The organism is Alteromonas sp. MTD1, assembly GCF_042848195.1.
Taxonomy (GTDB): domain Bacteria; phylum Pseudomonadota; class Gammaproteobacteria; order Enterobacterales; family Alteromonadaceae; genus Alteromonas.
The window spans coordinates 131,822-151,145 of sequence record NZ_BTGG01000004.1 but is presented as its reverse complement, the minus strand read 5'-3'; the positions used below and the strand labels follow the sequence as shown (position 1 = coordinate 151,145).

Genomic DNA, 19,324 nt, shown 5'->3' with positions numbered 1-19,324 from the left:
CGCATGGGTAAATAATGAAGAAGTTTGTACCTACATACATCAAGACATGGATGAGTCTTGTTGTGTTGAGTTTAATTGTGCCTACCGCACATGCACAGTTTTTTGGTGATCGTCAGGCAAAACTAGTTGTCACTAAACCCATCACCTTTGTTAACGAAACACGAAAGGTCGAGGCCGTAGGCAGTGCAGAGGCTGTTCGCTCTATTGTGCTTTATCCTGCCGTATCTGATGAAGTGACACAAATAAACTTTGTTCCTGGCCAATTTGTGGAAAAGGGCAAAGTGTTGGTGAAGCTAGATGATCGCAGGCAACAAACGGCGCTTAAACGTGCAGAGCTCACTCTTGCCGACGCCCAGCGCACTGTTGAAAGGCTTGCACAAAGCTACAAAACTGGGGCTGTTCCCGTCAGCGAATTAGACATCGCTAGAACGCAGCGTGATCTTGCTGAAGTTGCATTAGAAGATGCTAAAGCAGACCTAGAAGACAGGCATATTATTGCGCCTTTCGATGGTATTGTGGGCATAACTGATGTTGAAGTGGGCGATCGTATAAATGAGCAAACCGTCATTACTACGCTTGATAACAGAAGCAAGTTGTTTATCAATTTTAAGGCCCCCGAGGCAGCCCTTCGAGTTTTAATGAACGCAACAGAGGTAACGCTTGAGCCTTGGAGTGATAAAGAAAAGCGCGTGAGCGCAGAGATAGCGCAGGTAGATACGCGCATAAGTGAGACAGACAGAACGCTTCGAGCCCGTGCAGTCCTAGACAATTCAAACGATGCATTTCGCCCAGGAATGAGTTTTAGAGTGAACTTAAGCATCGAAGGCGACCGTTTTGCGGCTGTGCCAGAAGCGGCATTGTTATGGGGAGCAACCGGGGCTTATATCTGGCTTGCCAAAGATGGTAAAGCGCAGAAGGTTGACGTAAATGTTCACCAGCGCCTTAGGGGCACTATATTGGTGTCAGGTGAGATTCAAGAAGGTGATACTCTCATTGCAGAGGGCGTTCAACGATTAAGAAACGGCCAAGCAATAACAACAGAATTGGCTGGAGGGCCAACCGGTGAGTGATCCTCAGCTTTCTACCTCTACCAGCGATCTTCCATCATTATCTATTCGTCGACCTGTACTTATTGTGGTTTTAAACCTGCTTATCGCTATTGCGGGTCTTGCTGCTTTAAGCGGTTTAGAAGTACGAGAGCTTCCCGACGTTGATACACCACGCGTTACGGTAACGGCAAACTTTCCTGGAGCTTCACCAGAGACGGTTGACGCTGAAGTAACAGGCCGTTTAGAAGGTGCTGTTGCGCGCGTGAGCGGCGTGAAAAGTATTTACGCGCAAAGTGAAGAGAATTCAGCAAGAGTCCGCGTTGAGTTTCGTCCTGGGGTTAACCTAGAAGATGCCGCAAACGAAGTTCGTGAATCGGTCAGCCGTGTCCAGCGTCAGCTTCCTGAAGATGTGGAACAAGTGGCGATTATTCGTGCTGACAGCGATGCGCAGGCAGTTGTCAGTCTTGCCATATCAAGTGACACACTTGATATGGAAACCCTTACCGAGCGTGTAGATACCGATGTAGCTCCATTATTTCTGAGTATACCAGGCGTAGCAGACGTTACTCTCAATGGTGACAGAGAGCGCGTTCTTCGCGTGTCAGTTGACCCACTCCGCCTTACCAGCTTCGGGTTGTCGATGCGCGATATTGCCAACGCACTTGCGCTTGCCCCTTTTGATGTACCTGCTGGCAGTATTCAGTCAGCTGAACAGGCCTTAATTGTGCGAGCCGATGCTACATCGGTGACCGCAGAAGATGTTGGCAACATTGTTGTGGCGGGTGATATTCGTATAAACGATGTAGCAAGCGTGTATTTTGGACCAGCCGATACCACCAGCATGGTCCGCTTAGATGGGACGCCTGTTATAGGTGTGGGCGTCATTCGTCAGGCCAGCTCAAACACGATAGAAATTTCTGACGAAGTCCTTGCTATGGTGAGCGATCTAGACAAACGATTTACTGACATGAATATTGTAGTAACGTCAGACGATGCCGAGTTCATTCGTGACTCGGTACGAGAGGTAGTAGTTAGCTTAAGCCTTACTGTCTCACTTGTAATCGTTACATTGTTGGTATTTATAGGCTCTTGGCGCGCAACCATTGTCCCTGCCCTATCGATTCCAGTGTCACTTGCCGGCGCACTTGCCATAATCTGGGGAATGGGCTTTTCGGTAAATATTCTTACTCTGCTAGCGCTTGTGCTAGCCACAGGTATGATTGTTGATGACGCCATCGTGGTATCTGAAAACATTCAACGACGAAGAGCGATGGGCCTCGGCGCGCGAGCCGCTGCCGTTATCGGTACAAGGGAAGTATTTTTTGCTGTGGTAGCCACTACCGCTGTGCTTGCTTCTGTGTTTATTCCCATTGCCTTTTTGCCCTCAACTGCAGGCCGTCTATTTAGAGAATTTGGTGGCGTATTAGCAGGTGCCGTAGTTATTTCGTCGTTTGTCGCACTATCGCTAGTACCAGCATTGACCGCAAGGCTAAAGGTAAAGCAAAACAATAAAAACGGCTTGTTCAGTAAAACCTTCGGTCGCTTTGGTAATAAGTGCCTGTCGCTATATCAGGCCTCACTATTAAAGGCGTTAAAATATGGCTGGCTAATAGGTGTTTTAAGCCTTGCCGCTGGCGGTGGCGCCTATATTTTGTCGAAAAATATAGATAATGAATTACTGCCAAGTGAAGATCGCGGCACCATTCGGATTTTTGCTAGAGGTCCAGACGGAGCTGGGCTGAACTTCATGGACAAGCAAGCAGAAAAAATGGAAGAGCTGCTGCTGCCCTATGTAGAAAACGGCACCATTGATTCTATGTACACAATTGTAGGTCGCTGGGATCCAAATATTGTTTTTATTACTGCACCATTGAAGCACTGGGACGAGCGAGACCAATCATTGCAAGATGTGGTGAATGAAATACGTCCTCAGCTTCGACAAATTCCTGGTGCACCAGGCAATGCGTTTGGTGGAAACAGTCTCAATCTTCGAGGCCAAGGTGGTGGGCTTGAGCTCGCACTTACCGGAGACACCTACGAGAATATTTTCGCCGCAACACAAGACTTTGCGAAAGTCATTGAAGACGCGCTTCCTGAATTAGGAAGACCTCGTATAGGTTACGATCCTACTCAGCCCCAAATGCGCGTTAACATCGATAGACGTCGTGCCGAAGAACTCGGCGTTCCGCTGGCTGACATTGCAAGCACACTGCGTGCTGCGGTAAATGGTGATGACATTGCAGACTTAAATGTAGGTGACCAGTCTATTCCTATCATGCTACAAACCAGTAATCGCAGTACCCTTAACCCTTCAGACCTAACAAGCCTGTATGTAAAGAGCGATGATGGAAACTTAGTGCCGCTTTCCAGTGTGGCTTTTATTAGCGAAGAAGGTGTGGCTGCAGAGCTAGAAAGACAAGCACAACGTCGCGCTATAAAAATTGAGATGGAGCTACCTGAAAATGCCGCGTTGAGCGACATGGTTGACACTATTCGACAATTGGCACAAGAGAGCCTTCCAGACGGTATTGGTTTAGTCTTTTTGGGTGAAGCGCAGACCTTCGAAGAAACATCTAAGCAAGTAGCAATGACCTATGTGCTTGCATTTATTATTGTACTGTTGGTGCTCGCCGCACAGTTTGAAAGTGTGAACAGTGCAATAGTGGTTATGCTCACCGTGCCATTTGGTATTGCCGCGGCAGTGTATGCTCTGTTTCTAACGGGCACTAGTATTAACATCTACTCGCAAATTGGTTTGGTGATGCTAATTGGTCTGTTAGCCAAAAACGCTATTCTACTTATTGAGTTTGCTGACCAACTTCGAGACAAAGGATACGACATTTTCGAGGCCATTGTAGAAGCCGGTAAAGTGCGTCTCCGCCCTATTATGATGACGTTAGTCTCCACTATTTTAGGCGGGCTTCCTCTTATATTGTCTACCGGAGCTGGAGCTGAAGCACGTAATGCTATTGGATGGGTAGTATTCGGTGGGTTAGGTATTGCAGTAGTGTTTACACTATATCTTACGCCTGTGCTATATCTTGCCTTAGCCCGCTTCACTAAACCTCGTGCAGATGAAAGCGCTCGTTTAGAAAGAGAGATGGAAGAGGCGCAAGCACAGCAATAGAAATATTACTTTGAACGCGTTATGCGCTTTGCTTAATGGCAAAGCGCATTGGTTTTCTCGATATGCGTAAACGCGACTAACTGCGACACAAGCTCTTCAAAGTATGGGTTATACGTTAAACGAGCGTGTACCTTCCCCTCTTCTTTATAACCCCACGGGCCATACCAAATATCGCCGCCCGCTTTGCATATTGCTTCTTTATCTGCCCCTTGCCCATTGTCGCAGATACGAAACGCGCTCTGTGTACCATAGAAAGCATTACCTTTTGAAAAAAGCGGGCTCATATGGGATGCCGCGCTAATTTGTTGCTCGGGCAATTCCATAGACTGCATCTTCAGCTGCTGAGGCATTACATTAGGTGCACTTCCACCTTGCCATAACAAACACTTCTTGGGGTGCGTAAAGTTATCGCGATATTGTTTAGCAACGGTCTTCGTATCTACAACGCTGTCGTCTTCGGCTACGACCATTAACACCGGAACGTGTAGTGTTCGCTTACTTTCATCTTTGTTGTTAAAACGCGCTTGCAACGCATTTACGCTTTCTTGGTAGGCGGCAAAACCCGGCATAGCTGTGGAGTTATAACGCGTGGGGTTATCTTCTTCCTCAACATTAGGCCATGGGAACAGCGTGCCTATGTAAGGCGCTAAGCGCGAGACAAAAAATCGTGATTTGAAGGCAGGTGAGAAATGAACTAAACCTGCGATATCATTGCGATTAAATGCCGTTAAAGTCGTTAAATTAGCACCTGTAGAAAAGCCGCCAATAAATAGTGTGTCGACTTCTCTTGAAAACAACTCAACATGAAAATTTGTTTCGTTTTGCCACTGCTCATAACTAACCGTCAACATATCACCGGGCTTAGTGCCGTGCCCTTTTAGCAACAAAGTTCGCACATGAATACCTTGAGCACACATAGCATCAGCAATATCTCTAAAGAAATAAGGGGAGTCTCCCAAGCCATGAACCAATAGTAGCCCAACGTCATTATTTTGTTCGCCGCACTCAAAAGGCATATTCATCGTCACTTCAGAGGCTTGATCACTGCCGATAAAAGCTCTGTTAGCTTCAATATATTGTTTAACTTGGCGCAAATACTCACTGTAAGGCGCAGTTTGGATAGGGAATGTAGCGCTACCAGCAGTAAATTGTGCGCTATAAGAAGAATGACAGGCTGAAAGCACAGCAACACTCCCAAGGGCAATGCTGGTTCGTGTCGCCCATTTAAAAAATGAAAATAGAGTCAATGGATGAGTTCGTTTTGCTATGTGCTACAACCGAATGTTTATTGTAGCGTTTCCTGAGTGCTAGCAGCTGACGAATGCGTACCCGACACTAACGCTTTCGCAAGCAATTTATGCGTAAGAAGCGAAAGTAGCTCTGTTTCTTCTTCGCTGCGCTCTCCATCAACGCCCGTTATTGCCATAGCAACTTCCATGGTTTTTTCAGCGTTAAAAGCTAAATCGTCCTTTAAGCTACGAAGGTAGGTTATTGCGTCACCCGTATCGATGGCTTTTCGAGTTTGATAAATCGTGTCGTTTAAAAATGCTTCGGGACAGATAGGGCTTTGCCAATCTAGAGAGTCGACCATGTCGTTAAGATAGTCTTGTTCTGATAGAGTTACCATTCCATCGACCTGATACAGTAAAACAGACAGTTTGATAAGGGCTTGGTTGAAGCTCTGTTGATCTGATAATTGCATAGTATTCTTCCTCTTCGTACCGTACGCGGCAGTACCACTGCTTGTTCCGCATCCTGCAGAACACTTCTACATGCAGCCCTATTGAAAGCTGCTTCAGCTGTGTTTTGGCACTTGTACTAACTTAGACCGTTAAATTGACAGAAGAGTTACGTCTTCGTGAACGTTAAAGCTCAAATGTTAAATAAGTGTAAACACCCATGGCATTATATCGACTTTTAGACATCAGCCAAGCGCGTAATACTCAAATATTTTTGATAATTGGCACAAAAAAAGCCCGCTATGCATAACACTCTTTACTTTACAAAAAAGACATCATGCAGACGAGCTTTCTAATTTCCTGATTTTAAATAACTTTACCGTTATCTCAATCCAAGCGTGATATCACTGATGTAAAAATTGCCGGTATAGACTTTATCGTTATTACCATGCGGTTCTAATGCAAAAAACTGCTTATCCTGGTCGTCCAAAGCCTGATAGCCACCAATAACCTGATAAATCCATACTTCAGGATCGAACTCAAGTGACTGTTCTTCATAATAATCTAATGCAGTTTTTGGCTGCCCTGAATCAATGACGTCGCAGAAATAAGCTTCCACCGCTTTTTGCAGCGGATCTTTTTCTAGCGACACCGTAGACTGTTCGGTTACGTCAATATCAACAGGCTTGGTGTCTTCGTGCTTCACTTTGCGTTTATGGACATGTGTAAGTGATGCCACTATTTGTTGATAATCAACTTCGTGTTCAACGTTATTTACATTTGCCGCAGCAGTCGAAATAGTTGATGTAGACTGATTAAACAATACCGGTACGTTAGTAAGGTTGGCATAATTGCCTGGGGCAAAGTCGGGCTGTTGCTCCATATGCAGCAAAAAGCCTTTAAGCAATCGAGTGCGCCCTTGAAACTCTCTAAAGCGACCTAGTAAGTCAAGCAAGCGAGCTTGAACCACTGAAAGCTCTTGCGCTGCTTTTGCAAAACGCTGTTGTAGCGAAACAACAAGCAAATGACGAAGTTCACGGTTAGAGCCGGCAAGTTCACTAAGCTCGTCAAAGCGAAAGCACTCAAGTTGCGCAAGCAAGTCTGTTACCTGCCCTTGCGCCAATTCGTTTTCACGAATTTTTGCCTCAACCGACGATACATAACCAAATTCGTTATTTATGCGGCTAAACATTACACGTACGCTATTGCTCAACGACTCAGATAGCTGATAAACGTGCTCGGTTAAATCGCCCATATGGGCTGCCGCTTCGTTGTATTTGTTGTAATGTAGCGCTTCTTTGTAGTGTTCGGTAAGTGTTTTTAAACTTGCTAACGATGCACCAATATTGGCGTTAATGGTGCGATTTCGCTCGTCTTGTAAGCTTCCTTCAAGTAAGGTTCTTACCGCACTTTTTAGACGTAGCTCGCTTTGCGCTTCTGGGCGCCACAGCACGCCTAACTGTACTAACTGCTCTAGCACTTTAGGGCTGTAATCACGCTCTTTTACCGAACCATTAACATACGCCTGCATTATTAAGTCGCTATGGCGACCTAACGCATTAAGCAGTTTGGTGCCGGCCTGTATTAACACTTGGCTCATATCAGGCTACCTTGCGAAATAGCGGCCTCCGCCTGTTCGGATAAACTAAGCGCCTCGGTTTCGTCAATAAAGCGCAGCATCTCATAAAGGTGTTCAATTTTACCTGTGCCCAGATAAATCTGTTTATCTGGATTGGGTTTAATTAAATACCCCATTTCTGTTAAACGCTTGAATACCTGCTTTAACTGGCCATCTAAATTAACGCTGGTAGAGCCAAACATGCGATAGCGAGAAATTTTCTCAAGCTGTTCGGCATATGCTGGCGTATCCTCAATCGTGGTTTGCAGCTCGTTCAAACGAATTGCACTGCCCATAGTGATAGGCATGTCTGACTCGTTCGCTTGCTGCACAAGAAGAAGCCATTCAACCAAAGGAACAAGGTTTGACGCCGTATCTTGAAACTGTTGCGTAAGTACCTTTCTTTCGCTTTCGCCTATAGTGAGGTAACTAGCAAAAAATACGTCACCTTCAGCGGTAGTAGAAAGTGTTCGGTTTAACAGCGTAAGGTGAGGTTCTAGTTGCGCGGCATTGTCTCTGCTTTTTAAAAATCGCCAGCCTTCTTCGTCGGTTATCTGACAAATAAACGCGCCCTGTAAAAGTGCACTTAGCACACGGCCTTGTTCTGTCATCATGCTGATGTCTCCTCACCGGCTACTTCACCGCTTTTTCTTGCTTTAATTCTGGCTGCTATAGTGCTTGCTTTTGGCTGCACCACCTGCAATTGACGCGTGACTTTGTCAATTAAATAACGGTTCTCAAACAGCGTAAGCACTTCCGACTCTGGGTTAGGGAATGCCCCCACTACGCTTATGTTGTTGTTCTGACATGCTTCGAAAATTTTCTTCACGTTGTTTTGGTGAAGCGTACCTAATTCATCGATAGGCCAGTGCACTGTGGCATCGGCATCACCACGAAGAAGACGAGTAAAGGCCAATAAGAACTTACATAAAATAAGGTATGCCATACCGTGACTCGAGGATTCATTAAGCTGACGGTCGGTACGAATAACAAGGTCGCTATTACCTTCACGAAGATGTAGTTCGATATCAAGCAGCTTACTGATACCTCCGGTAAGCGCGGCGCGCCCAAGAATATCTAGCACTCGACGCATGCTTTGGCCGTACTCTTCTTCAGGCAATTCGTTCGCGCCCTCTTCCATCCAGTGTTCATAAAGCTTTCTGAATTGCTCAAGTTCGGGCCAAAATTCAAGTTCGCTAATACGAGAGCGAATTTTCACTGCTGAATCTGAAACACCGTCAAGCGATAAGTCGCCATCAACCTCTTGGGTGATACGACGGCTTTGCGACACAATGCGCTTATCGATATCGGCTAGAACGAAGTAGTATTGTGAGAGGTCAGCACCAAAAATACGGCCTTGCTCACGTAACCCCTGTAGCTTTTGGGGCACGATAACGTTAAGCAATTGAGCAAGATGCGACACCATACGGCGATGATCAAAACTTTTCACTCCATGCGCATTTAGCGTTGCACATTCCTCACGCGCGCGTTCCCACGTGTCTGATAACCCCGTGCCCGCCTGAGCAGCAATTAGCTGATCGAAACGCTCAACATAAGCGCGTATATCACTGAGTAAATTTTCACGCTCTTGTAGCTGACTCTGAACCTCTGAAATACGCTGGCCAATACTTACATCATCGTGCTTAATTTCTAAGCTTTCATCACCTGCGTGAAGCGAGAGTTTTGCCAAAGACTTACTTAAGGTTCTAACTTGTTCCAAGTGCTCAGTTGAGGTTTTTAACGTTGCTTCAAGCTGGGCATGCTGTTCTTGCAGCTGTTCGCGAATAGCTTTATACGTACTTTGTTTGCTTGCTAGGCTACGCTCAGACTCCCCAAGTAATTTACGAGATTTCGATAGACCTTCTTGCCACACCACTTTTTGCTTTGTAAACACATTAGTGTACCAGCGCTCGTAATCGGCCACTTTGTGACGATGTGTTTCGGTACGAGCGATTTCTTCTTTAAGCTTGTTGATTGTTTTTTTCAACTGGCCTATTTCGTCAACATCTACGCCTCGATTATTTAATTCACTTTCAAGCCAGTCTTGCATGTCTTGGCGGTCTTTCGCAGCGCTTTCTTTCGCTTTGCGCATGTCATTATCTAGCTGTGACACCCGCGCTTCACTGTCTGCGATAAGCTGTTGCCAGTGAAATTTATGTTCGGTTTGCGCTTCGCGTTGCTGATCTTTTATTTCGTCTCGACTCAGCTCGAACTGGGCTTTTTGTTGTTTTTGCGCCTGCTGATTACTTTCAAGTTTTGCTTTTGCTTTTTGCTTTCTTGCAGACAACGCTTGTTGATATTCACTGAGTACAGTATCTCTGTCTTGTTGGGCTCGTTTCCGAGAAGCCTCAGCACTTTTAACTGCATTGTCTTTTTGCGTTACCACAAGCTCGGCATTGCGTACGTCTTCATTTGCTTTTGCGAGTCGTTGTTCGCATTCGTTCTGCGCAGCAAGTGAGGCCGCCTGACGTATTTCAGCTTCCTGAAGTTGCTGTTTAAGCGCTTGCTCGGTATAGGCATAATCTGGCGTATCAAGCTCACCAAGCGCCAGCTTAATACCCATAAACGTATCGGTTGCGTTGCCCATTTCAGGAGAAAGGTCGCTACGTTCTAGTAATTCTGGGCGAATAACTTTACCTAGAGAAAGCTCCCAGTCGTCAACATTGGCGCGTAAGAACTCAAGCAATGAGCCTTCACCTGGGTATAACAAGGCATTTATCTTGTTAACCGCCTTTTCTTCTAGCTGAAATGCCCCGCGTGCTTTATCAAGTGCGTTGGAGCACTCTTTGCGAAATTCAACGGCTTTATTATGTGCTTGCTGAGACTGTCGAAGCTCTGCCCTAGCCGTATCTTCGTTAACCGATGCTTCTTTTATTGCCGCATCTAAAATATCTAGCTGAGATTGCTCGAATTCGTTGTAGCCAGCATTGCTTAGCGACGCTTTAAGCTCAGCTTCAGCTACCTTTAATTCGCTTAAGCTGTTTTGATAATCGTTGTTAAGCGCATTCAGCTGACTATTGTAGTCATCTTGAATACGACTTAACGCTTCTCTTTCATTTTGCTGCTGCTCTGCCTTGTTCTCGGCAGCTTCTTGGCGAGCAGCCGACATTTCTTCTAAAGAGATAGATAACTTTTCGCCAAGCTCAGCTAAACGCTTATTGTATGCAGACTCGATGTCTTGGTGCTTTTCAGTAAGCAGAATATACCGGCTTTCTGTCAGCGACTTTTCATTCTGCCACTGCGATAAGTTGGCAACATCTTCTTTAAGCTGCTCTATATTTTCGTCTTGCCACTTATCGAATTCTTGCTCAACAGTGTCGAGCTCGCTGGTAAATTTTTCAACATCGGCGCGGGCAGCAGAAATAACTTGATTTAAGTGATCACGAGTATCGCCCCACTCACTGTCAGTTTGCTTGCGCTGAAAACTGTTTTCGTCAAGTTCATTCTTCGTGGTTTCAACACGCGCAGCAAGGTAGGTTTTATCAAGTTCAAAACTGTGTTTAAGGTTAGCAAGCACTTTCTCTGTTGACGTTAACGCCATGTCAGCCTGTTCAAGTTTTGAGAACTCTGGGCGAATCTTGTCGAATTGTTTTATTAAATGGCACTCTTTAATCCAATCATCCACGCGATGTCGGCTAAGGCCAGAGGTTGGTGGTGTTACGCCATCTTCCTCTAAAATTGCAGCAATCATGGCTTTGATGGTTTCCATCTTGCCTTCTTTTGAATGCACCGCTTTAGCGAGTTTTTCTATATGGCGCATGTGCTTTGATGGCTCGCACAAGCTGAATATTTTTGCGTAGCCAAGCAATTCTCGCGCATTGTTGCTTTGATTTAGCACACCGTGGTCGTTTTGCACGATAGCGCGAAAATCTTTTGTGTTTAGCAGGCTCGTTACCATGACGTTGCTACGCTTCATGGCGCGCGCTAGCTCTGCACTACTCACGCTGGTATGTTTCCCACTTTTTTGTTCAATTAGGTAATCGGCAATGTCAAAAGGCTTACCAATTAAACGGTAATTTACACCCGTACCATTCGAGCTAAGCACAGCTTGGCACAGATCACCTTCTGCACGCGTATATTCATATATAATAAAACTTGATAAACGAGGTAAGTACCAACGTTCAAAGCTATCTCGTGTTGCAGGAACCACTCGGCTTGGGTATTCACCATAAAACACGGGAATAAGACGCTGCAGAGTGGTCTTACCCGATGCATTTGTTCCACAAATATTGGTGTGGCCATCAAGCTTTAGCTCAACCACGCCTGGCAAATGCGTGTCGATAAGAATTATACGTTTTAAGCCTGCCATAGTGTTCCTGTATTGTTTAATCTGCTGTATGAACCTTCATACAGTACTACAACGCACTGATTTTATTATGCTTCTGGCAGCATAGTAGTGCTACTGTTAGTACGCGCTGAATACCTAGCCGGTCAGTGTATTATGAATTGAGGAATTTGCACAGATGTCACGTTGTTAGTTGACTACAAAGCATGCTAAATCAAATATGCTGAAGATTTAAAATGGCGCAAAGAGAAGTTTAAAAGGGTGTGTAAAACATTGAGGAAAGTGCAAAAAAGGCAGCGTACCTCAATGTTTATGTTACGGATTGAGCGTTACTTAATTGACAACACTTGAACCGATTCCGGCGCAGGATACATAGCGCTATATGTTGCTGCAATATCACCAGAAGGAGAGTTTAAGATATTGTCGAAGCGTAAAATCATACCGTTAGACTTCTCGGCAACATACACATGACCATTGCTCATCATTAGGTCAACTGGATTACCTAACATCGAATTAGGGCCAGCGATGTTTACTGATACGTTAGTCAGTCCATCAGCGCGACTAGCACCTGGAATGACATACAATTTACCATCAGTCGCATCTGCTGCACTTCCCACATCAGAAACCACTAAGCTATCGCTCTGCACATCATAGTCTATACCATGAAGATTAGTGGGTGCAGCAAACGCAGTATCAGCACTTGCAGGTATAATCAGCCTGTCTTCACCTGTAAGAACGGTTTCCCCACCGTTCATTCGGCGGATCACTTCTTCGAATACTGCAATCGTACCATTGGTTAGTGCAAGGTACGCTGTATCGGTAGCTGGGTCGTAGTCAACGTCCCATGGTCTACCGCCATTAGCAGCCTCCAAGGTAAGCAGTGGTTCAACATCGCCTGAGGCACAAGGCGAGAAAACGCGTACAGCTGGTGTGGTAGCGTTCACGTCGGCCACGAATACCACACCATCATTTGAGGAGATATCTAAGCCTTTAGGGGCAATTAGTCCCGTTGAACTACCTGCTATCATGTGGTCCATGCTTTCGTTGTACATCATTCCATCACGCATGGTTTTAATACGGTTAACAACAATCAACCCGCCAGTTGATGTGGTTGGATCATCAAAGGTAATAACACCGTCACCACTTCCCGTAAATGCGGCACTTTCGATACTCATTCCAGCATTAAAACTACTTGTTTGACTTGATAGTAGTGCGCTGTATTGTGTAACTTCCCCGGTTGTTGGCCCGTCTGTTGAAGGGTTACTTGATACTGCTAGCCCCATGATTGGAACTGTGGTCAAGCCATCGTCTGATGCATCGACAATAGCGTCAACATCTGCAAATTCTGTAAGTGATTCGGGCTTAATGGAAGGTGTTGCAAGCGAAGGAGCAATATCGCCACTGGCGCCACTGAAAATATTTGAGAAGACTAAAATTGCGTCATTCGATTTTTCTGCTACTCGCAAGTCTGAGCCAGTGAGTACAATATCAACAGGGTTACCAAGCTGTGTTGCTGGGCCAGCGATTACTCTTGCAGGCTCTACGGCACCATCCGCCATAGAAACATTCTCGATAACGAAGATCTGTCCATCATCTGCAACTGCGGCGTCCCCGACATCTGATAAAATCATTCGATTAGACATTGGTTCATAAGAGATGCCGTGAAGATTCACTGATATCTGATTGCCATCAGCATCTGAAGGCACAACGGAACGCATTACCGTTGGCGCAAACCCAGATTGTGCAACGTCATCGTATACCGCCAACGTTCCATCTGTTAATGCTACAAATAACCTATCACTTTGCTCGTCGTATGCCACATCCCAAGGTCTAGCAGACGTCATAATTTCAGCGACAGGGGCTACGTCTCCAGCTGCTTGTCCGCCGAATACACTTACTTTCTGCCCGTTAAAGTCAGCTATCATAATCAAGCCAGCTTCTTCAGCAAATGCAATACCTTTCGGATTAACCAGCCCAGTGGCAGCGCCTGTTATTTCGTGACCCGTTGTTGCTGAAAAGCCATCCTGTGCATCGAAGTTACACATACTGCGTAAAAGCGGCAAGTCGCTGTCTCCGGCCTGAACGAGCGTACTGTTTTGAGTAAACACAACGCCTTGGTTTGCTCCCGTAGTAACATTGGTCAACACATTTGCGTTTTGATCCACCGAACTAACCGTGTTTCGATTAGTGTCTCCGTTATTAGCAACTAAAAATGTTGCAGCATCAAAACCCGGACTACCATCTTGTCCAGGCGCGCCATCTTGCCCCGGAGCGCCGTCAGCACCGTCAACCCCATTAGCACCATCAAGACCGTTGATACCATCATCACCATCACATGCGCCCAATACCAAAACCATAAACGATGCAAGAAGTGAAACCTTAAATTTTTGTTGTGAAGCTTTACTTATATTCATATTTGTCTCTATACAATTTCTTTGTTCATATACAAAACCCGTTCGCAACAACTTCCATACATTACGAAAACATTTATTTCACAAAGCCGTACGTTCCAAAATTTGAATTAGATGCAGAAAATAAAAAAGCCCCAACGTTAAACACGTTGAGGCTTTAATTATAGCTGTAGGACTGCTACCTTTTAGCGAGGTGGGAAACCACCGCCTCCGCCAAAACCGCCTGGGCCTCCGAAGCTGCCTGGGCCACCAGGCCCTCCGAAGCCGCCACCTGGAGGCATCATGCCTTTCATTTGACGCATCATTTTCTTCATGCCGCCGCCCGACATTTTTTTCATCATTTTCTGCATCTGCGTGAATTGTTTAAGCAAACGGTTTACATCTTGAATTTGTGTGCCAGAACCCGCGGCTATGCGGCGTTTGCGCGACCCTTTAATCATATCTGGGCGTGCGCGCTCTGCTGGCGTCATCGAATTAATGATGGCTTCCATCTGATTAAACTGTTTGTCGTTGGCTTGGTCTTTAATTTTATCCGTCATGCCGCCCATGCCAGGAAGCTTATCTAGCATTCCCATCATCCCGCCCATGTTTTTCATTTGCTCAAGCTGATCTTTAAAGTCCTGAAGGTCAAATCCTTTACCCTTTTGAACTTTCTTCGCAAGCTTTTCGGCTTTTGATTTATCAACCTTGCGCTCAACTTCTTCAATTAAGCTAAGCACATCACCCATACCAAGAATACGCGAGGCAATACGCTCAGGATGGAATGGCTCTAGCGCATCAACTTTCTCGCCCATACCGATAAACTTAATCGGCTTGCCAGTAATGTGACGTACCGAAAGCGCAGCACCACCTCTGGCGTCACCATCAGCTTTCGTAAGGATCACGCCCGTTAGCGGCAGCGCATCGTTAAATGCTTTAGCGGTATTCGCGGCATCCTGACCCGTCATAGCGTCTACTACGAACAAGGTTTCAACGGGTTTAACGGCAGCATGAAGCTCTTTAATTTCGTCCATCATGTCATTGTCGACATGTAAACGACCTGCTGTATCTACAAGCAGCACGTCAAAGAAGTTTTTCTTTGCTTCTGCAATTGCATCATTAACAATATCAACTGGCTGTTGAAGAATTGTTGATGGGTGGAATGCAACATCCACTTCACCCGCAAGGGTTTCTAGCTGTTTTATAGCGGCTGGTCGATAAACGTCAGCACTCACTACCATTACTTTTTTCTTTTCGCGCTCGGTAAGGTATTTAGCAAGTTTACCGACAGAGGTCGTTTTACCCGCACCTTGAAGACCTGCCATAAGCACTACAGCCGGTGGTTGCGTTGCAAGGTTCAGCTTTTCATTTGCTTCACCCATTACTGACTCAAGTTCAGACTGAACAATTTTTATGAAAACTTGACCGGGCTTAAGGCTCTTTGTTACTTCAGTGCCTACTGCGCGCTCTTTCACCTGTGCAACAAACGCTTTTACAACAGGTAGTGCAACGTCGGCCTCAAGTAAAGCCATGCGCACTTCGCGAAGTGTTTCTTTGATATTGTCTTCTGTAAGACGCCCTTTGCCGCTAACATTTCTTAATGTTTGGCCTAAGCGTTCTGATAAATTCTCAAACATAGTATGAAACTTCTTTTTATTTCAGACGTAATGCGTACATTGTAACGTAAAAGGTTTGGCTAACGTACCCGTAAACACGGTTAATTTTTACATTCAATGAATTAATAGCTTGGCTACACGCATAATTTGCATACAGTGAAAGTGGGCACGAAACAAACAAAATCAAGGAGATGGTTGAATTTACGTGCAAGTTGAAGTATCAATACCGACTTAGCAGGTGAACCTACTCACCATTGCAATACAGGAAGCAACATGAACACCCTTTTCGCCATTTCTGCCGCTCTTCTCTACGCACTTGCAGCCGCAGTGTTAATTGGCAAGTTTGTCCATCAAGATGGTCCTAATAAAAAGCTTGGATTATCTTTGGCCAGTGTGGGTGTTATTGCGCACATTGCGTACTTGACCAATGCCATTATGGGAGCTCCAGGGCAAGACATGAGTGTTACTAATGTACTCTCCTTAGTGTCTTGGATCATAACCGTTTCAATGCTGCTTTTTGCTCGCGCTATCCCAAACTTAATTCTACTACCCGTTGTATTTAGTTTCGCTAGCTTCTCTGTGCTGGTGTCGAAATTTATTCCTGTAAGCTACATTGTGCATATTGAACTGCAGCCTGGACTGGTCATCCATATCAGCTTGTCGTTATTCGCTTATTGTACGCTTGTAATAGCCTTTTTGTATGCTCTGCAAATGTCCTACATAACGTACCGCCTAAAAGAGAAAGGGGCCGCATTGTTACACTCGTCGCTACCGCCGCTTATGTTAGTAGAGGGCATCCTTTTTAAACTGTTGCTTGCTGGAACCACACTGCTTACTGTCTCATTGCTAAGCGGCTTTCTTTTCTTAGATGACATGTTTAGTAAGGCGTATGCGCATAAAACCGCTCTGTCTATCGCGGCACTCGTTGTGTTTGTTATATTGTTAGCAGGCCAAAAGATAAAAGGGTGGCGCGGAAAGCAAGTTATTGTGCTAACTATTGTTGGCGTGATCTTGCTGTCATTAGCGTATTTCGGTAGCAAATTAGTAAGGGAACTTATTCTCTAACCCCATCAAAGAACACGCCTCATAGCATTCATGCTGATCCATAGAAGGCTAAATTTTTGAAAACTCGCCTAGCATTGTTACATTTCAGCACATTTCGCTTGAAACCCGCTGCTCAAAAAACTACATTTGAAGGCTAATTAAAGACAGGAACCCCATACTTGGACGACATATCAACGAGTACGCTGTTTATCGCGCTCGGCGTACTCATATTATTATCAGCGTATTTTTCCAGTTCTGAAACTGGAATGATGTCGATTAATCGATATCGCCTTAAACACCTTCAAGGTGAAGGAAACCGCTCAGCTATTCGCGTTGCAAAGCTGCTTGACCGCCCTGACCGCCTGATAGGCTTAATTCTAATTGGTAATAATTTAGTCAACATTGCCGCATCGTCACTTGCCACTATATTATGCATTCGCCTTTTCGGTGATTACTGGGGCTTATTCGCGGCAACATTTGGTTTAACGCTGGTTCTTCTAATATTCGCCGAAGTAACCCCTAAAACGCTTGCTGCCTTATATCCAGAAAAAGTCGCCTTTCCAAGCTCAATTATTTTATTGCCGCTGCTAACGTTAATGTACCCTTTCGTAGCTGCTATTAATGGCATTACCAACGGCATATTAGCTATGCTTCGTATTAGCCCAGCTAACGGTAATGATGACTCACTAAGCAGAGAGGAACTTAGAACCGTGGTGTTTGAAGCTGGTACGATGATACCTAAAAAACACCAAGATATGCTGGTGAGTATTCTTGATTTAGAAAGCGTTACCGCTGAAGACATCATGGTGCCGAGGGCGGATATTTTTGCTATCGACATTAATGATGACTGGAAGAAAATACAAAAGTCGCTGACCCATGCCCAGCATACGCGCGTTTTACTTTACAGAGACAGTATCGACGATGCGGTTGGTTTTGTTCATGTTCGTGATGCACTACGACTACTTTCTAAAGACCAATTTACTAAATCAAGTTTGCTTCGAGCGGTTCGTGAAATTTACTACACGCCAGAATCTACGCCATTGCATACCTTAATGTATAAATTCCAGGCGGAAAAAGAGCGTATTGCTTTAGTGGTCGATGAGTATGGCGACATTATGGGGCTGGTCACGCTAGAAGACATTCTAGAAGAAATTATTGGTGACTTTACCACAAGCATGGTGCCAGATCACAGCAAAGAAGCCCACGTACAGCAAGACGGCTCAGTATTAGTTGATGGCAGTGCCAACATACGTGAATTAAACAAAGAAATGGATTGGAACTTACCAACCGAAGGGCCTAAGACACTAAATGGATTATTGTTGGAGTATTTAGAAGATATTCCGGAAAACAAGATAAGCGTGCGTTTAGCGGGCTATCCGCTTGAGATAGTGGACATTACGGAAAACATGATTAAAACCGTAAGAATAATGCCTGAGTTTTATGTTGCGCCTAAAGATGGTGGGTTAGATTAGAAACCGGCGCTGTAAGACATTGAAAGAACTAGTAAGCATAGATTGTGTCGCGTAGCGACAATCTGTGCGCTAGTGGCCTGAGAATTAGTTATCACTTATTTCGTACTAGCGCGCTCAGCCCGTTTGGCTAACGCTTTCGCTTTTGCAGCCGCTACCTTGTCTGATAAAACAGATAGCTTCGCAATTATATCCTGCGTCTCCTCATCTTCACGCAAATCTGCCTCCGCCATATGCGACTGCAACGAACGCTTAAGGAGCTCAGGAATAGATTTGCTGTCCATTTCCCAACCCTTCAATAGAATAAACTTTGACACTCTCAAAGAAAGTATCGACCGAGAAACTATTTACTTAACGTTTTTTGCTGAAAAATATTAAACAAATAACTAAGAAGTGCTGAAACAGAAAATAGAGCGACTATACACCTTGATAGTGTGTAACTAGCGTACCTTTATGGTCTTTGAGTGAGTATTTTATGACAGCAATGGACGCTGTCGAAAATAGACTGGTGGTATACGACTGGCAAAGCTCGTCGACTAAGTAGCTAACCAATGGCATATGGCTTACTACGAGCATTGATTTAATTGGCTTTTTCGCATTAACAGCAGCATGCACTCTTGCATCGATGTAGTCGCTAACAAGACGCGGTGAACCATCAGGTACAATGTCATCATTGTTTTCGATTTTATTTGCAATAATGTCTAACGAAACCATGTCGTGGGTTTGACGCGCTCTGCGGTATGGACTAACCAATGCCAAGTCTACAGCACCATTGTTGCAGTAGTGCGCTTTCAACCACTGTGCAGCAAGCGCAGATTGCTCTCTTCCGAGCGCGGTTAACTGACGGCTTTTATCGTCCAATCGTGGTGCTTCAGCCTCTCCATGACGCATGATAAAAAGATAGATGTCGTCGTTGCTACTTTGACCTGACATAACATTGCGCATACTATTAGTGAAAGAATTGTTACGATATCAAAGTGCTGATAATACGCATAGTAATAAACGGTGAATTATAGAAATTTTTAGCTATTATTGGTTTTGTACATC

At 45.0% G+C, this 19,324-nt stretch carries 13 protein-coding genes; 4 read left to right on the top strand and 9 right to left on the bottom strand.

Annotated elements, in window-relative coordinates; genetic code table 11:
• The first annotated feature begins 14 nt into the window (after window positions 1-14).
• Together ACGHAV_RS06710 and ACGHAV_RS06705 are read left to right on the top strand one after the other, a co-directional pair.
• Window positions 15-1,070: an efflux RND transporter periplasmic adaptor subunit gene (locus ACGHAV_RS06710; protein WP_390378157.1), complete on the top strand. Its 1,056-nt coding sequence runs from the start codon at window positions 15-17 to the stop codon at window positions 1,068-1,070.
• Complete coding sequence (locus tag ACGHAV_RS06705) at window positions 1,063-4,176, top strand: efflux RND transporter permease subunit (protein WP_390378154.1); 3,114 nt, start codon at window positions 1,063-1,065, stop codon at window positions 4,174-4,176. The genes ACGHAV_RS06710 and ACGHAV_RS06705 overlap by 8 nt, the downstream gene beginning before the upstream one ends.
• Before the next feature lie 32 nt (window positions 4,177-4,208).
• On the opposite strand, the gene ACGHAV_RS06700 is transcribed toward ACGHAV_RS06705, so the two are convergent.
• From ACGHAV_RS06700 to ffh, 7 genes are all read right to left on the bottom strand, one after another.
• A complete protein-coding gene (locus ACGHAV_RS06700) occupies window positions 4,209-5,423 on the bottom strand; it encodes an alpha/beta hydrolase (RefSeq protein WP_390378151.1) in 1,215 nt (404 codons plus the stop codon).
• A 38-nt stretch (window positions 5,424-5,461) separates the two neighbouring features.
• Window positions 5,462-5,878, bottom strand: coding sequence for a TerB family tellurite resistance protein (locus ACGHAV_RS06695; protein WP_390378148.1), 417 nt, complete (start codon window positions 5,876-5,878; stop codon window positions 5,462-5,464).
• A 359-nt stretch (window positions 5,879-6,237) separates the two neighbouring features.
• Entirely contained in the window at window positions 6,238-7,455 is a 1,218-nt protein-coding gene (locus ACGHAV_RS06690) for a phosphoenolpyruvate carboxylase (RefSeq protein ID WP_390378146.1), read from the bottom strand.
• The gene (locus tag ACGHAV_RS06685) at window positions 7,452-8,087 is read right to left on the bottom strand and encodes a hypothetical protein (protein ID WP_390378143.1); all 636 of its coding nucleotides are present in this window, start codon (window positions 8,085-8,087) and stop codon (window positions 7,452-7,454) included. The genes ACGHAV_RS06690 and ACGHAV_RS06685 overlap by 4 nt, the downstream gene beginning before the upstream one ends.
• Window positions 8,084-11,782: an ATP-binding protein gene (locus ACGHAV_RS06680; protein ID WP_390378140.1), complete on the bottom strand. Its 3,699-nt coding sequence runs from the start codon at window positions 11,780-11,782 to the stop codon at window positions 8,084-8,086. The genes ACGHAV_RS06685 and ACGHAV_RS06680 overlap by 4 nt, the downstream gene beginning before the upstream one ends.
• A gap of 305 nt (window positions 11,783-12,087) precedes the next feature.
• Window positions 12,088-14,172 carry a hypothetical protein gene (locus ACGHAV_RS06675; protein ID WP_390378137.1) on the bottom strand — a complete coding sequence of 695 codons (2,085 nt, stop codon included), beginning with the start codon at window positions 14,170-14,172 and terminating at the stop codon, window positions 12,088-12,090.
• A gap of 182 nt (window positions 14,173-14,354) precedes the next feature.
• The gene (ffh, locus tag ACGHAV_RS06670; RefSeq protein WP_390378134.1) at window positions 14,355-15,785 is read right to left on the bottom strand and encodes a signal recognition particle protein; all 1,431 of its coding nucleotides are present in this window, start codon (window positions 15,783-15,785) and stop codon (window positions 14,355-14,357) included.
• A gap of 252 nt (window positions 15,786-16,037) precedes the next feature.
• On the opposite strand from ffh, the gene ACGHAV_RS06665 reads away from it, so the two are divergent.
• Both ACGHAV_RS06665 and ACGHAV_RS06660 read left to right on the top strand, forming a co-directional pair.
• Complete coding sequence (locus ACGHAV_RS06665; RefSeq protein WP_390378131.1) at window positions 16,038-16,829, top strand: inner membrane protein YpjD; 792 nt, start codon at window positions 16,038-16,040, stop codon at window positions 16,827-16,829.
• Window positions 16,830-16,987: 158 nt separating this feature from the next.
• Complete coding sequence (locus ACGHAV_RS06660) at window positions 16,988-18,280, top strand: HlyC/CorC family transporter (protein WP_390378128.1); 1,293 nt, start codon at window positions 16,988-16,990, stop codon at window positions 18,278-18,280.
• Between the two features lie 95 nt (window positions 18,281-18,375).
• Here ACGHAV_RS06660 and ACGHAV_RS06655 read toward each other — a convergent pair whose 3' ends face one another.
• Window positions 18,376-18,561 (bottom strand): hypothetical protein, encoded by a 186-nt coding sequence (locus ACGHAV_RS06655; protein ID WP_334013024.1) that lies wholly within the window; start codon window positions 18,559-18,561, stop codon window positions 18,376-18,378.
• A gap of 133 nt (window positions 18,562-18,694) precedes the next feature.
• Window positions 18,695-19,210: a phosphohistidine phosphatase SixA gene (gene sixA, locus ACGHAV_RS06650; RefSeq protein WP_390378125.1), complete on the bottom strand. Its 516-nt coding sequence runs from the start codon at window positions 19,208-19,210 to the stop codon at window positions 18,695-18,697.
• Between the last annotated feature and the right edge of the window lie 114 nt (window positions 19,211-19,324).